This window comes from Proteus sp. G4380, assembly GCF_963885725.1.
Taxonomy (GTDB): Bacteria; Pseudomonadota; Gammaproteobacteria; order Enterobacterales; family Enterobacteriaceae; genus Proteus; species Proteus mirabilis.
Map to the genome: position 1 here is coordinate 1 of NZ_CAWPAV010000143.1, position 13,678 is coordinate 13,678.

The window sequence follows — 13,678 nt, forward strand, 5'->3', positions numbered from 1 at the left end:
GTGTACTTTTATTAATGTAACTAATCATGGTTTTTAAATGGATTTAAAGGTATTTATTGTGAAATTTTTATTAAATTTTAATATGTTGTAAATTTTTTATCATCTCTCTTTTAACAAAGATTAATCGCAATGGATAGCATCAAAATAATCTACTTTATACATTTTAAGTGTTAAGTATATTGATGTTATGTGTGTTTTCTCATCAATGAAAAAATAATAGCAATGCTAAAAACATTGCTATTAAGATTAAACTGAAAATGAATCACAGTGAGAATAAATTAAGAGACTAATCGTTCACTTAACAACATGGTAGGACGTTCAATCCGTTTTTGGGTTTGTCGATCAAAAAAATGTAGATTTTCTGGATAAATAGCAACACCTATTCTATTACCCACATTAACACCATGATCGTTTGTGGCTCGAATAACAATAGATTGTTGGTCACAAGTGGTGGCGTAAATTAAAACATCAGCCCCTAAAGCTTCAATAAAATCGACATTAGCATGAAACAGTGGATTTTGTTGATTTATGAGCAAATGTTCAGGACGTAATCCTAGTTGGATCTCACCATTAGGTAATGAGTGGGCAGAAATAGCAAGATGACCATCCGCAATTTCAATAATACCGCGATTGATATGAGTGGTTAAAATATTCATCGCCGGTGATCCCATAAATGTTGCCACAAATACAGAAGCTGGGCTTTCATAAATCTCTAAGGGGGAGCCAACTTGTTCTATATGACCTTGGTTTAGTACTACTAATTTATCCGCCAAGGTCATGGCTTCCACTTGATCATGAGTGACATAAACAGAAGTAGTGGCTAATTTTTGCTGCAGCTTTTTGATTTCAAGACGCATTTGTACGCGTAGTTTGGCATCAAGGTTAGAGAGCGGTTCATCAAATAAGAAGACTTTGGGATCACGGACAATCGCTCTGCCCATGGCAACGCGTTGGCGTTGTCCACCAGAAAGCTCTTTAGGTTTTCTATCCAGTAAATGGCTTATTTCTAGCATATGAGCAGCGCGATCGACTCGGGCTATGATTTCAGCTTTGGGGATTTTTCGATTACGCAAACCATACGCCATATTGTCATAGACAGACATATGTGGGTAGAGGGCATAATTTTGAAAAACCATCGCAATATCTCGCTCACTAGGCTCATGTTCATTTACGCGTCGATTATCAATCAGTAAATCGCCATCTGTGATGGTTTCTAATCCCGCTATCATGCGCAGTAGTGTTGATTTTCCACAACCACTAGGCCCTACTAAAACCACCATTTCGCCTTGCTCAATAGAGAGATTGAGCGTGGAAATTGCTTGATAACCATTAGGATAACGTTTTTCTAAATTAGTCAGTGTTACGGTAGTCATATTATTTCTCCGTATCAACAAAGCCTTTAACAAAGGCTCTTTGCATCAAAATGACGATAAAGACAGGTGGCAACATTGCAATTAAAGTGGTTGCCATAATTTTGTTCCACTCAATCACGCCATCAGATACGGCCACCATCTGTTTGATGCCCATGACAATGGTGTAGTACTGAGTATCTGTGGTGATAAGCATTGGCCAAAGATATTGATTCCAGCCATAGATAAAGGTGATAACAAAAAGTGCGGCAATATTGGTACGGGATAAAGGCAATAAAATAGTAAAGAAAAATTTTATTGGCCCTGCACCATCAATTTTGGCCGCTTCAATCAGCTCTGGGGTGATGGTAAGAAAAAATTGGCGAAACAAAAATGTAGCCGTTGCACTCGCAATCAGTGGAATGGTCAGTCCTGCATAGGAGTTCAACATATTAAGATTTGTCACTACCTCAAAGGTCGGCATGATCCGCACTTCGACGGGGAGCATCAAGGTAAAGAAGATTGTCCAAAAAGCCAGCATTCTGCCAGGAAAACGAAAGAACACCACGGCGTAAGCGGAGGCAATAGAGATAACCAATTTACCAATAGTGATCACTAACGCCATAACTAAAGAGTTCAATAGCATACCATTAATGGTAATTGCACTATTTTGAGTCGTTCCCGCTGATGAAAAGAGCGTTTTAAAAACCTCGATACCCTCCTGACCAAACCAAAGAGGCGAGCCTGTGGCAAATTCGGTATTTTGGTGGGTAGTCGCAACAACAGCGATCCATACCGGAAATGCTACAGAAAGAATGCCAACAATCAGAATAAGATGGCAAAAAGCGTGGAAGAGAGGTCTACGTTCAACCATTAGTAAGCCACCTTTTTCTCAACATAACGAAATTGAATAATGGTCAATATGGCAACAATCAACATTAAAATAACCGATTGTGCCGCTGATGAGCCTAAATCTAATCCAACAAATCCATCGTTATACACTTTATAAACTAATGTTGAGGTGCTATTACCGGGGCCACCTTGGGTCATGGCATGAATGATGGGAAAGGTGTCAAAAAAGGCGTAGGCAAAATTCACCACCAATAAGAAAAAAGTTGTCGGCGAAATTAATGGCAAACTAATGGTAATAAAACGTTTAATTGGACCACTGCCATCAATGGCTGCTGCTTCTAGCAACGATTTAGGCACAGATTGTAACGCGGCAAGAAAAAACAGAAAGTTATAGCTTATCTGTTTCCATGTGGCGGTTAAAATCACCATCCACATTGCATGAGATGTATTTAAGACCGGATCCCAATTGATACCGATTTTGTTTAATACTCGGCTTAATACACCAATGGTAGGATCGAGCATAAACAACCAGAGAAAACCTGCGATAACAGGAGCAATAGCATAAGGAGCGATAAGTATTGTGCGGTAAAACAATTTACCCCGTAATATTTGCTCAGCAATACCCGCTAAAATAACCGCAGATAACATTGAAAGTAATACAACACTGGTACTAAAAATAAGCGTGGTGATTAAGCTGTCAAAATAATAATTATCATTAAATAAGCGCTGAAAATTTTCTAAACCAACAAATTCACGACTAAGGCCAAAAGCATCTTCTAACTGAAAAGATTGCAACAATGCTTGTCCAGCCGGCCAAATAAAGAAAACTAAAGTAATGGCTAATTGAGGGAAGATCAGCGCGATAGGTAACCATTTTTGTTTAAAGTAAACGGATTGGGAAGCCATACTGTATCCAGAGATCTGACAAAATAACAGGCGAACACTTATTGATGTTCGCCGAATACCAAATACCTTACTGAGTGCGTTCAAATCGCCGTAGTTGTTCATTTCCCCGTTTAACCGCATTATCCAAGGCGGCTTGTGCGCTCTGTTTGCCTGACCACACTTTTTCTAATTCTTCATCGACGATTTCTCGCGTTTGTAAAAAGTTACCAAAGCGCAAGCCTTTTGAGTTTGCTGTAGAGTCAGAGGTGGTCATTTGTAAAATAGCCGTATCAGCACCAGGATTTTGCTGATAGAACCCCTGTTGTTGTGTTAATGCATAAGCGGCTTTCGTCACAGGTAAATAACCGGTTGCTTGATGCCAATCTGCTTGTACTTCAGGACTAGAAAGATAGGTAAAGAATTTAGCGACACCGTTATATTCAGCATCAGGGCGACCTGCCATTACCCATAATGAGGCACCTCCGATAATGCTATTAGCAGGTTTATCAACTAAAGTATCGTCATAAGGCAATTGGCTAACACCAATATCAATGCCTTTCATATTCTCTTTAATACCCGCAAAGCCTGCAGATGACTCCATCACCATGGCGCATTCTTGAGTATAAAATAGCGGCATAGCATCAGATTGGCGGCCACCATATTTAAAAATACCGGATTTAGACCAATCCGCCATGCGTTGGATATGAGTAACAAACGGTGCCTGATTAAATAAAAATGAGGTATCAGTCCCATCAAAGCCGTTATTTTTGGTGGCGATAGGTAAGTTATTACGAGCGCCAAAATTCTCTATTTGGGTCCATGATTGCCAAGTGGTGGTAAAACCACATTTCACGCCAGCATCAAGTAGTTTCTGAGAGACAGCCCCCATCTCTTTCCATGTTTTAGGAGGTTGCTCTATGCCTGCTTGTTTAAATAGTGCTTTGTTGTAATAAAGCACAGGCGTTGAGCTATTAAAAGGTAGAGATATCATCTTACCATCGCTGGTGGTGTAATAAGCGGTAACTGTCGAGAGGTAGCTATTAGGATCAAATGGCTCGTTGGTTTTTTCCATTAATTGGTAAACAGGAAAAACGGCTTTTTTAGCTCCCATCATACTTGCTGTTCCCACCTCAAACACTTGAACAATCGCAGGTTGGTTTTTGGCTCGAAATGCAGCAACAGCGCTGGTCATCGTTTCTGGATAAGTCCCTTTATAGACAGGTTTGATCACATATTCTGATTGGCTGGCATTAAAGTCTGAGGCAATTTGATTGACTTTTTGACCTAAGGCGCCCCCCATAGCATGCCACCACTCTATTTCGGTTTTTGCGTAGGTTGGTGAAGTAAATAATGCTATTGCTATGGCAAGCGTACTGAAGGATTTAATCGACATGCAAAATTTCCTTTTTATTTAAATACGAAAGGCGCAATCTAATTTAAGAAATACCCTAAGCGTTCTTTATGACAAATGGGTGACAATTAAATGAAGATATGTTGATGGTGTGACTGTCAAATTGCTGTCATAAATGGTTGTCATGATGGCGATATCAACGAATAAGGAGAGAAAGATGAAAATAGCCGCTCATAGAGGATTTTCTGGAAAGGCACCTGAAAACACATTAGCTGCATTTAAAATGGCAATTGATTTTGGGTGTGAATGGATTGAAACCGATGTGCAATTAACGGCAGATCATGTACCTGTACTGATCCATGACAAGACGGTTAATCGTTGCACGAATGGACAAGGTGCGGTGCGCTTTCATAGTTTGGATGATTTACACCGCCTTGATGCAGGCAGTTGGTTTAGTTCACTTTATCAAGGGGAAAAAATTCCCACACTAAGACAAGGTTTGCAGTTGATAAAGCGCTCAGGCACTAAGCTCAATATCGAACTTAAAACATGGCCTGATGATGATGTAGAGCGCTTATGTTTAGCGGTATCTGAAATGATAAAAAGCGCAGATATCCCTAACGAACAAATCCTGTTTTCCTCTTTCGATACTCACGCATTAATGGTGATGAAACGTTATCTGCCCGCCATTCGTCGAGGACAGCTATGGGATGATATTCCTGATAATGCACTAGAAACTTTACAAGCTATAGAGGGGTTTAGCGTGCATTGTAATTATCAATATTTAACGCAGCAACAAGCGGCTATGTTGAAACAAGCAGGCTATGAAATTTATTGCTATACCCCCAATGATCCTAAAGAAGTGAAAGATTTTGAAGCATGGGGAGTCGATATGTTGATCACTGATGTCCCAGATATTTATCAACAGAATTAATGTGCTTTTTATAAGGTATCTGAGTGAATGACACAGATGCCTTATAATGCTTATTTTTATCACTAATCTGTCAATATATGGCTAGTAGGATAGGCCTTATTATAATTATGAGGATTTAACCGTGCAAATAATCCCATAGTTAATATCACTAAGACAGCATGAAAAGCCCAAGCATAGGTAAAACTACCATCATCTTGTTGTAGCCATACTGCGATCAGCGGCCCAAAAGAGGCAATAATAAATCCGCCACCTTGCATCAAGGCTGATAGTGCTCCTGCGTGTAATGGATGAGGAACATGATCTAATGCGGCAATCATCATCATTGAGAAACAACCACCCAACCCACAGCCTAAAAAGATACTCCATAGATAAGGGGCGCTCATTGGCATTGTCATCAGCGCTAAAAATCCAATAAGTTGGCTTGTCAGTGTTAAAAGTAGCCAAAAACGGCGATCATGATTTTTGGCAGCAAGAAATGGAATAATTAATGCTGCTGATGCTTGAAAGAGTGACAAAATAGCAACTAATGAGCCACTTTGTGCACTTGGCATACCTAATGATTGATAGAAGGGAGCTAACCATGCCACCATCGAAGCGTAACCGGCATTAACAAAGCCAAATCCAACAATTAATAAGGCTGTTCTTGGTCGCCAAATCAATGTATTAAGTGGCAGTTTATTGGTTTCGGAAATATTCTTTTTAATTGATAGCGTAATAGCAACTAATGCGACGCTCGCGGGTAACGCAAACCAAGCAAGAGCCTGTTGCCAATTGCCATCAGATGCCGTAAGAACAGGGGATAACTGAGCACCTAATGCACCTCCTCCCATTAGCATGGCTGAGTAGAGACCCATCATAATGGGAGTTTTCTGTCCAAACCACGCTTTGATGATGCCAGGGAAAACCGCTTGGATATAAGCGACACTTAAACCACAAAATAGAGCAGTAATAAGTAACTGATCACCATCAGAAACATAGGCACGAGAAAACGATGCTAATAATAAGATAAGCATCGCAACTTGTAGCCCTCTACGAGCTTGAATATAAGGTTGTAAAAAGGGCACAACCAAAGCACCGACTCCCATTAAAATCATGGGTAATAACGTGAGTAATGAGACTTGGCTATAGCTCATGCCTGTTGAAGCAATAATATTGTCAATAACAGGGCCAGGCCCGGTTAAAAAAGGGCGTAAATTTATTCCTACTAAAATGATAGTAAGGACAATCTGCCACATATTTTTTCGTGGTAAGGCTGTCATAGTAATTCCCTGATAAACATCAAATTTGTCTATTGTATAGACAAAGTTTGTCTAAAAAAATGCTAATAGTAAAGATAAAGTGTCATTGTTTTCAGTTAAGGTTAGCATTATTGACAGAATATAGAACTCTAATCTGAAGATGATATTTTCCCTAATTTGTTCTATCAGTTATTTCCTAAGTAAATTTATCTAAATGATATTTGGTTTCTTTTATATTAATATTAGCAGGAAGGTGTAAACTGGTTTATTATTTTATACCGAAAAATATAAATAACTAAGGTAAGTTAATGTTGAGTATGGAAAAAATTAAGCAACCCTATTGGCCAGCATTAAAATTGATATTAAGTTCACTTATTGTTTTTAGTTTCTATTTGAAACAAAGCCATACCCCTGACTTTTCATTACTGATTAATATATTTGATTTAACATTAATTCCTATGTTTGTTTTTATTATCGGGTTTATTACTAAGAATGGGACATGGAAAAGTTGGCGTGATAATTTATTGGCTGCCTTAGTGATTTATGCGACTTTCCAAACTATTGATATGATCCCTCTTTATTATTCAGGGCAATTTGACCTTAATACTTACCTTCTTTTTCCTCAAAATGGTGTTTGGTTTTTTCTTGCTACACCTATTTGGCAAGCTTTTTTCCTATTGTTACCTTCATATATCAGACATCATAAACCAATATTATTCTCTCTTCTGCTTGTCAGTATTTTGCTATCGTTGTTAACTAAAGGCTATGAAACTAAACTATCTACTTTCTTGGCTATAATACAATATTTTCCATTTTTTATTATCGCTTATTTAGTAGACCAACAAACTATTGCTAAATTGAGAAGTCAATCTTCTGTGGTTATTGCTTTAATAAGTTTATTATCAATATTTATACTTTATTATCAATCTAATATCAATTATATTATTCTAACAAAATTAGAAGGGAGTCTATTTTTTGCAAAATTAATTATATATATTATCTCTTTATTGATAAGTTTTATTTTAAGCGCAGGGATTATTTACCTTGCACCAACCACTCAAAAATACGCTTCTCTTGCCAATAATGCGTTAGGTGTTTATTTAATTCATCCAATTATTTGCTTTATCCTTTTACAAGGCATAATCTTTTTTCAGTTATCTCTTACATTACCGATGGTTTTTGCACTCACTGTTATCACCATTAGCCTAGCACTATTATTGGCATCAATTAAGCTTATTCATTGGTTTATTAGCCCAACTTTTAATATCCGATAGCTTAGTCAACATGAGTGGAGAAGAATGCCATTAATTTTTCTCCACTAAGAATAAAATCGTATGTTCACTATTAATTTGTTTTATTTGTATAAATAAATTGTCTTTACGCCAGGATTCATTTCCATCTGTATTCCAATATGCATTTATATCTTTTACATAACCTAGATTTTCAATATAATTTATCAATTCTATTTTACGGTTTGGATTTACATTTGAAAATAGAATTGAATTAGTCATTGGTGCTACACCATCAGGTGAGTCGTAAAATATAATGTAATTGCTTGAAATAATAGGAGCGTTTTTGATTTCATCAAAGGTAAATAAATTATACCTAATGAAATCATGTTTTGTGTATGAAAAATGATTATCTACAAATAAAATGGGTATATTCAGAATAGACCCTACAAGTAATAGAACAATAAAAATAAATTTAATAACCTTATTCAAATTTGATCTCCATATCTCTACGAAATTGATATTATATCTTGTTTTATCTTCAATGTGATGGCATTGTCAAGGGTGCTAAATTCTGTCTAATTTTTTCATTTGCTTATAAAGGATTGGAATGGGTATTTAAGGATCAATATCATTTAGCCGATTTTTTGGGAAATGTAACGGTTGATATGGCAAAAACAGCTTTGGCTGCTGCTGGAGCTTGGGCTGTAGGCACAGTATTATTATCAAGCGCTGTGGTAGGAGGCAGTGTAGTAGCTGTTGGGTTAATTGTCTTTCTTGTAGGGGTTGGTATCACGATGACTTTAGATTATATAGATAAGCAATATGGCTTAAGTGAAAAAGTCATTTAATACTTGAGAGAGGAGTCAAAAAGAAAACCAAGAACACCTGAGGTTGATGTTAATAAAATATTTCACTCATGGCCAAGGTTTTGATTATGCCAAGATGGGATAAAATAATAGTTTCCATATTCTTTCTTATTTTATTTATCGTAATTGGAATACTTGTTTATGGTTACACTATTTCGTTATTTCTGATGGAAGATATTATTATATTTTCAGAGCCTATTGTTATGTTAACACTGGGGGTACCACTTGTCATATATACTTGTTTCGCAATGACAATTGAGTTTTTTCTTGGTGTAAAATCAATTGTTTTTATGTCTTTAATGACATTTAATAAATTAATAATGCGATATTTAGTCTATTTAGGACTTGCCGGTGTATTGCTCAGTTTTCCTATCTCATTTGTAGTAAATATCTTTCTTCTTGATGAAGGATATAAAACGTGTGATAAAATTTCGTGGCTATCACCCACTACATATGTAAAAGAATTATCGTTTTGCAATAACAAAAAAGCCCTTAACAAATAATGAAAAGGGCTTTTTAATTCAATGTATTATACGACTTCTATTAATTCATGCCGTATTTTTTCAGTTTCTTACGCAGTGTGCCACGGTTAATGCCCATCATTTGCGCAGCACGTGTTTGGTTACCACGGGTGTATTGCATCACCATGTCCAACAATGGCTGTTCAACTTCAGCCAATACCAGCTCATATAAGTCATTAACATCTTGACCGTTTAATTGAGCAAAATAGTTCTTCAGTGCTTGTTTAACTGAGTCACGTAAAGGTTTTTGGGTTACCTGATCTTGTGAATTTACAGTGGCAACGGTTAGTACGTCTGAATTTACGCGTTGTTCGAACATAGTTCTGTCAGCTCTTTTATTTATTTACGCAAAAAATTTTCGAAATATGCTTCCAACGCCTCCAGCTGTTCGCTGGCATCCTCTATGGCGTTGAAGGAGCGCCGAAACTGGTCATCAGGGGCATGTTCCTTGAGATACCAAGAGACATGCTTGCGTGCAATGCGAGTTCCTTTGCCTTGACCGTAAAAGTCGTGCAATTCACGCACATGCTTTTGCATTATTTGTTGCACCTTTGCAATCGGCAAAGGAGGCAACAGTTCACCTGTGTCCAGATAGTGCTGGATTTCCCGAAAGATCCAGGGTCTTCCCTGAGCAGCGCGACCGATCATTAAAGCATCGGCTCCAGTGTAGTCAAGCACTGCTCTGGCTTTTAGCGGGTCAGTTATGTCTCCATTCGCAATAATGGGAATAGAGACACTCTGCTTAACTGTCCGAATACTGTCGTATTCAGCTTCACCTTTGAACAAACACTCGCGCGTACGTCCATGAATGGTGAGAGCCGCAATACCACAATCTTCAGCCAATTTGGCAATCTCTACACAGTTTCGTTCATCAGGTGACCATCCTGTACGGATCTTGAGTGTAACAGGTACATCAACCGCATTGACCACCGCAGAAAGGATCTCTGCGACTAAATCCGGATAACGCAGCAATGCCGAGCCTGCTAACTTTTTATTCACCTTTTTTGCTGGACAACCCATATTAATGTCGATAATCTGAGCGCCACTTTCTACGTTTATTTTCGCAGCTGTAGCCATATCAACAGGGTCACTTCCCGCAATTTGTACGGAGCGGATCCCCAATTCATCGCTATGTACCATCCGTAACCGAGACTTGTCTGTCTTCCAAACCTGAGGATTAGAAGAAAGCATTTCAGAAACTGTCATCCCCGCACCCATGTCATAGCAAAGTGACCGAAAAGGTCGGTCTGTAACGCCAGCCATTGGAGCTGCAATGAGGCAATTTTTTAACTGATACTGTCCGATTCGCATAGATGAAAAGAGGGCCAAACTGTGACTGCAAGGGCGCGTATATTACGCATTTTTTACCAGATATGAAAGGACAAAGTTTAACCAAATCGCGAAAAAAAGTTACTTTTTTATACTTGATTTTTTATAAATAGATTATTTAGTCAATAAAAACAAAAAGTTACTGTTTTTCTAAAATTTTAAATTTAAATATAGAGAAGTAACAAACTCAAGCAACAAGGTGATATTTATCAGGCAAAATTGTGATTAATGCCTGATAAATAATCATTAAGTGAAACTTTAACTGTTTAATATTATCGTAAATTGTTTAATATTTAATCTGTGTTATTTTTTCACTCCGGTAATACGACACCACTCTTCTTTTTCAGCCACAGGATCTAAAGTAAATTGTTTTTGATAAGCTTGTGCAACACTGTCAGCTTGTGTGGCAAGAACACCGGAAAGACCTAAATGACCCCCTTGACGTGGCAGTGTGCTGATAATAGGTGCTAATTCACGTAATGGGCCAGCTAAGATATTGGCGACCACTACATCGGCACTGAGATTGTCTGGTTGGTCTTTAGCAAGGTATAGCGTCAGTGCATCAGCGACACCGTTACGTTGCGCATTGTCGCGACTTGCTTGGATAGCTTGTGGGTCGATATCGATACCTATCGCTTTCGCAGCCCCCAGTTTTAATGCTGCAATGGCTAAAATACCAGAGCCACAACCAAAGTCGATAACGGTTTTACCTGCGAGATCTAAACCATCGAGCCATTGTAGACATAAAGAGGTGGTTGGGTGAGTACCAGTACCAAATGCCAGACCTGGATCGAGCATGACATTTACAGCGTTAGGATCAGGCACTTCACGCCAGCTTGGGCAAATCCATAAACGTTCGCCAAAGCGCATAGGGTGGAAGTTATCCATCCATTCGCGCTCCCAATCTTTATCTTCTAATTGTTCGATTTTATGTACAAATCCTTTACCCAGCACCGCCGTGTTTTCTAACATAGCCACGATGATACTCATATCGGTTTCTGCATCATATAAGCCAATAACATCGGTATCACCCCAGAGGCGAGTTTCTCCCGGTAATGGCTCAAAAATAGGGGTATCGTGGCTATCTTGAAAGGTTACTGATACCGCGCCACTTTCAACCAACTCATCACCAATGGCTTCGGCGTTTTCTGAGGTGGCATTTAGTCTTAATTGTATCCAAGGCATAATTAATCTCTTTTAAAAACAAGTTCACTGTAATGGAGCAGATTGAGGCAAGGTTTGTTCTCCAAACCTATTTGCGACAAGAAAGGCCACTAAGCTCAATAACAGCGCAGGAATAATAGGATGAAATCCAGCAATCTGGATATTAAATGTTGCCAGTGTAGCATAGAGTGTGGCACCGGTTATCATGCCCGCAATCGCGCCATAACGGTTTGCTTTGTTCCAGTAAAGGCCAAGTACTAGAGGCCATAAGAAAACCGCTTGTAGTCCACCAAAGGCAAGTAAATTGAGCCAAATTATCATTGATGGCGGGTTCCATGCAGCAAATAGCAATAAGATCCCTAAAATCAAAGTAGATAGGCTAGATAAACGCGCAATGCGTTTTTCATTGTTTATGGCATGAGGCGCGAGATTGAGATAGAGATCTTTGACCAATGTCGCTGATGATTGTAGCAGTTGTGCGTTAATCGTTGACATGATGGCTGCCATCGGTGCCGCTAAAAATATACCGGCAGCAAAAGGCGGTAATACATCAACCATTAAGGTTGGAATAACTTGATCTGGCACGGTGAGATCAGGAATGATTGCCCGACCTAATGCGCCCGCAAAGTGCATACCAAACATTAATAACGCCATCACGATGGTGCCGATGATGATCCCTCTGTGCATGGCTTTGCTGTCTTTATAAGAGATACAGCGCACTGCAGTATGGGGAAGGCCGATAACCCCAAAACAGACCAATACCCAAAATGACGCCATAAAGGGGCCAGTTAAAATGCCGTCAGCACCATGAGGAGAGGTAAGGGCAGGATCGATAGCATTTAGTTTTTGTATTGCAATATCTAAACCACCCGCCTTGTAGATAATGGCAAAAAGCAAAATAAAGGTGCCCAATAACATCACAAGGCCTTGTAAGGCATCATTTAATACACTGGCTCTAAATCCACCTATCGCTGTATATAATGCGATTGAGATACCAAATATCAGCAAACCAAATTCATAGGGAATACCCGCAGCGGTTTCTAATAAGCGAGCACCACCAATAAATTGTACGGTCATGGCACCAACAAAAGCTACCAGTAGACTTAAGCTGGCAAACCAGACTAAAAAGCGACTTTGGTAGCGAGCATAGAGCATATCATTTAGGGTGACGGCGTTATAACGACGCGCCAAAATAGCAAATTTTTTACCTAGTACCCCGAGGGAGAGCCAAATCGCGGGGAGCTGGATCATCGAAAGAAGTACCCAACCAATGCCGTATTTGTAAGCCGCGCCTGGTCCACCAATAAAAGAGCTAGCACTGACATAGGTTGCCGTGATGGTCATTGCAAGGACAAATCCACCCATAGAGCGGTTACCAAGAAAATACTCGTTAAGAAATTGCCCTTTTTCACGTTTACGATATGCGTATGCGGATAATAGGAAGACCAATAAGAGATAGCCAACCAGTGGCACGATAACCTCAGTTTGCATTGTCATGCTCATCTCCTAACGGCATATCTTTGAAAAAATAGCGTACCATCAGATAGCACAGTAAAAAAAATAGCACAGGCAAAAATAGGCATGAAAGCTCAAACCAAACCGGTAGGCCGGTTAGGCCCACAGTATTATCGGGTAAATAGGCAGTAAGTAACCAACCCAATAAGTAGATAAAAGTAAGCACTAAGGCCAAGAGGGCTTCTTTGTGGGCCTGAACAAAACGCTTGTCCATCTGTTCTCCCAATCTTTATAGGATTAAAACGAATGGGAAGGATTGTACGGGAAAGTGAGAGGTGATTCAGTGAAAATTGATCATAAACTTATTGGTGGCATCAAATGATGAGGAATTGATTGGCGGTTAAGTGTGCTGCAGGAACTTATTTGGTTATTTAATAGACTATTTAGTCGAATAAAAAAGGCATAGTCGATAAACTATGCCTTTTACTAATAAGCTAAAAAG

At 38.9% G+C, this 13,678-nt stretch carries 15 protein-coding genes; 4 read left to right on the forward strand and 11 right to left on the reverse strand.

The genetic code is table 11. The annotated features are described in order from the left end of the window. Window positions 1-278: 278 nt before the first annotated feature. The 4 genes from ugpC to ugpB all read right to left on the reverse strand — a co-directional run bounded on the left by ugpC (window position 279) and on the right by ugpB (window position 4,479). Window positions 279-1,373 (reverse strand): sn-glycerol-3-phosphate ABC transporter ATP-binding protein UgpC, encoded by a 1,095-nt coding sequence (gene ugpC, locus AACU98_RS12750; protein ID WP_017827053.1) that lies wholly within the window; start codon window positions 1,371-1,373, stop codon window positions 279-281. A 1-nt stretch (window position 1,374) separates the two neighbouring features. Then, on the reverse strand, window positions 1,375-2,223 hold the full coding sequence (gene ugpE, locus AACU98_RS12755; RefSeq protein WP_012368825.1) for a sn-glycerol-3-phosphate ABC transporter permease UgpE: 849 nt from the start codon (window positions 2,221-2,223) through the stop codon (window positions 1,375-1,377). After that, window positions 2,223-3,107 (reverse strand): sn-glycerol-3-phosphate ABC transporter permease UgpA, encoded by an 885-nt coding sequence (gene ugpA / locus AACU98_RS12760; RefSeq protein WP_161734849.1) that lies wholly within the window; start codon window positions 3,105-3,107, stop codon window positions 2,223-2,225. Before ugpA ends, ugpE begins: the two co-directional genes overlap by 1 nt. 67 nt (window positions 3,108-3,174) lie before the next feature. Then, window positions 3,175-4,479: a sn-glycerol-3-phosphate ABC transporter substrate-binding protein UgpB gene (ugpB, locus tag AACU98_RS12765; RefSeq protein ID WP_012368826.1), complete on the reverse strand. Its 1,305-nt coding sequence runs from the start codon at window positions 4,477-4,479 to the stop codon at window positions 3,175-3,177. 175 nt (window positions 4,480-4,654) lie between these two features. Between ugpB and AACU98_RS12770 the strand changes: the two genes are divergently transcribed. After that, window positions 4,655-5,371, forward strand: coding sequence for a glycerophosphoryl diester phosphodiesterase (locus AACU98_RS12770; RefSeq protein ID WP_004248889.1), 717 nt, complete (start codon window positions 4,655-4,657; stop codon window positions 5,369-5,371). Between the two features lie 62 nt (window positions 5,372-5,433). Here the strand turns inward: AACU98_RS12770 and AACU98_RS12775 are convergent, their stop codons facing one another. Next, the gene (locus tag AACU98_RS12775) at window positions 5,434-6,630 is read right to left on the reverse strand and encodes a cyanate transporter (RefSeq protein ID WP_004248890.1); all 1,197 of its coding nucleotides are present in this window, start codon (window positions 6,628-6,630) and stop codon (window positions 5,434-5,436) included. A 296-nt stretch (window positions 6,631-6,926) separates the two neighbouring features. On the opposite strand from AACU98_RS12775, the gene AACU98_RS12780 reads away from it, so the two are divergent. Next, window positions 6,927-7,883 carry an acetyltransferase gene (locus AACU98_RS12780; RefSeq protein WP_223293414.1) on the forward strand — a complete coding sequence of 319 codons (957 nt, stop codon included), beginning with the start codon at window positions 6,927-6,929 and terminating at the stop codon, window positions 7,881-7,883. A gap of 30 nt (window positions 7,884-7,913) precedes the next feature. Here AACU98_RS12780 and AACU98_RS12785 read toward each other — a convergent pair whose 3' ends face one another. Then, window positions 7,914-8,330, reverse strand: a complete 417-nt coding sequence (locus AACU98_RS12785; protein WP_004248892.1) for a hypothetical protein — start codon at window positions 8,328-8,330, stop codon at window positions 7,914-7,916. A 38-nt stretch (window positions 8,331-8,368) separates the two neighbouring features. Here AACU98_RS12785 and AACU98_RS12790 point away from each other — a divergent pair, with 38 nt between their 5' ends. Together AACU98_RS12790 and AACU98_RS12795 are read left to right on the forward strand one after the other, a co-directional pair. Further along, complete coding sequence (locus tag AACU98_RS12790; protein ID WP_036971311.1) at window positions 8,369-8,689, forward strand: hypothetical protein; 321 nt, start codon at window positions 8,369-8,371, stop codon at window positions 8,687-8,689. Between the two features lie 86 nt (window positions 8,690-8,775). Continuing rightward, the gene (locus tag AACU98_RS12795; RefSeq protein WP_004248896.1) at window positions 8,776-9,210 is read left to right on the forward strand and encodes a DUF1240 domain-containing protein; all 435 of its coding nucleotides are present in this window, start codon (window positions 8,776-8,778) and stop codon (window positions 9,208-9,210) included. Window positions 9,211-9,250: 40 nt separating this feature from the next. Here AACU98_RS12795 and fis read toward each other — a convergent pair whose 3' ends face one another. The 5 genes from fis to AACU98_RS12820 form a co-directional block, all read right to left on the reverse strand. Beyond that, window positions 9,251-9,547, reverse strand: a complete 297-nt coding sequence (fis, locus tag AACU98_RS12800) for a DNA-binding transcriptional regulator Fis (RefSeq protein WP_004245342.1) — start codon at window positions 9,545-9,547, stop codon at window positions 9,251-9,253. Window positions 9,548-9,567: 20 nt separating this feature from the next. Then, window positions 9,568-10,539, reverse strand: coding sequence for a tRNA dihydrouridine synthase DusB (gene dusB, locus AACU98_RS12805; protein ID WP_004248899.1), 972 nt, complete (start codon window positions 10,537-10,539; stop codon window positions 9,568-9,570). 321 nt (window positions 10,540-10,860) lie between these two features. Further along, entirely contained in the window at window positions 10,861-11,742 is an 882-nt protein-coding gene (gene prmA, locus AACU98_RS12810; protein ID WP_110706772.1) for a 50S ribosomal protein L11 methyltransferase, read from the reverse strand. A 24-nt stretch (window positions 11,743-11,766) separates the two neighbouring features. Next, window positions 11,767-13,212, reverse strand: a complete 1,446-nt coding sequence (gene panF / locus AACU98_RS12815; protein ID WP_004245338.1) for a sodium/pantothenate symporter — start codon at window positions 13,210-13,212, stop codon at window positions 11,767-11,769. Beyond that, on the reverse strand, window positions 13,202-13,450 hold the full coding sequence (locus tag AACU98_RS12820) for a YhdT family protein (protein WP_004245337.1): 249 nt from the start codon (window positions 13,448-13,450) through the stop codon (window positions 13,202-13,204). Before AACU98_RS12820 ends, panF begins: the two co-directional genes overlap by 11 nt. Window positions 13,451-13,678: the final 228 nt, after the last annotated feature.

Bases quoted from the DNA above. Each gene is read 5' to 3' on its own strand.
- ugpC (WP_017827053.1), bottom strand. From the start codon at position 1,373: ATGACTACCGTAACACTGACTAATTTAGAAAAACGTTATCCTAATGGT.
- ugpE (WP_012368825.1), bottom strand. From the start codon at position 2,223: ATGGTTGAACGTAGACCTCTCTTCCACGCTTTTTGCCATCTTATTCTG.
- ugpA (WP_161734849.1), bottom strand. From the start codon at position 3,107: ATGGCTTCCCAATCCGTTTACTTTAAACAAAAATGGTTACCTATCGCG.
- ugpB (WP_012368826.1), bottom strand. From the start codon at position 4,479: ATGTCGATTAAATCCTTCAGTACGCTTGCCATAGCAATAGCATTATTT.
- AACU98_RS12770 (WP_004248889.1), top strand. From the start codon at position 4,655: ATGAAAATAGCCGCTCATAGAGGATTTTCTGGAAAGGCACCTGAAAAC.
- AACU98_RS12775 (WP_004248890.1), bottom strand. From the start codon at position 6,630: ATGACAGCCTTACCACGAAAAAATATGTGGCAGATTGTCCTTACTATC.
- AACU98_RS12780 (WP_223293414.1), top strand. From the start codon at position 6,927: ATGGAAAAAATTAAGCAACCCTATTGGCCAGCATTAAAATTGATATTA.
- AACU98_RS12795 (WP_004248896.1), top strand. From the start codon at position 8,776: ATGCCAAGATGGGATAAAATAATAGTTTCCATATTCTTTCTTATTTTA.
- fis (WP_004245342.1), bottom strand. From the start codon at position 9,547: ATGTTCGAACAACGCGTAAATTCAGACGTACTAACCGTTGCCACTGTA.
- dusB (WP_004248899.1), bottom strand. From the start codon at position 10,539: ATGCGAATCGGACAGTATCAGTTAAAAAATTGCCTCATTGCAGCTCCA.
- prmA (WP_110706772.1), bottom strand. From the start codon at position 11,742: ATGCCTTGGATACAATTAAGACTAAATGCCACCTCAGAAAACGCCGAA.
- panF (WP_004245338.1), bottom strand. From the start codon at position 13,212: ATGCAAACTGAGGTTATCGTGCCACTGGTTGGCTATCTCTTATTGGTC.
- AACU98_RS12820 (WP_004245337.1), bottom strand. From the start codon at position 13,450: ATGGACAAGCGTTTTGTTCAGGCCCACAAAGAAGCCCTCTTGGCCTTA.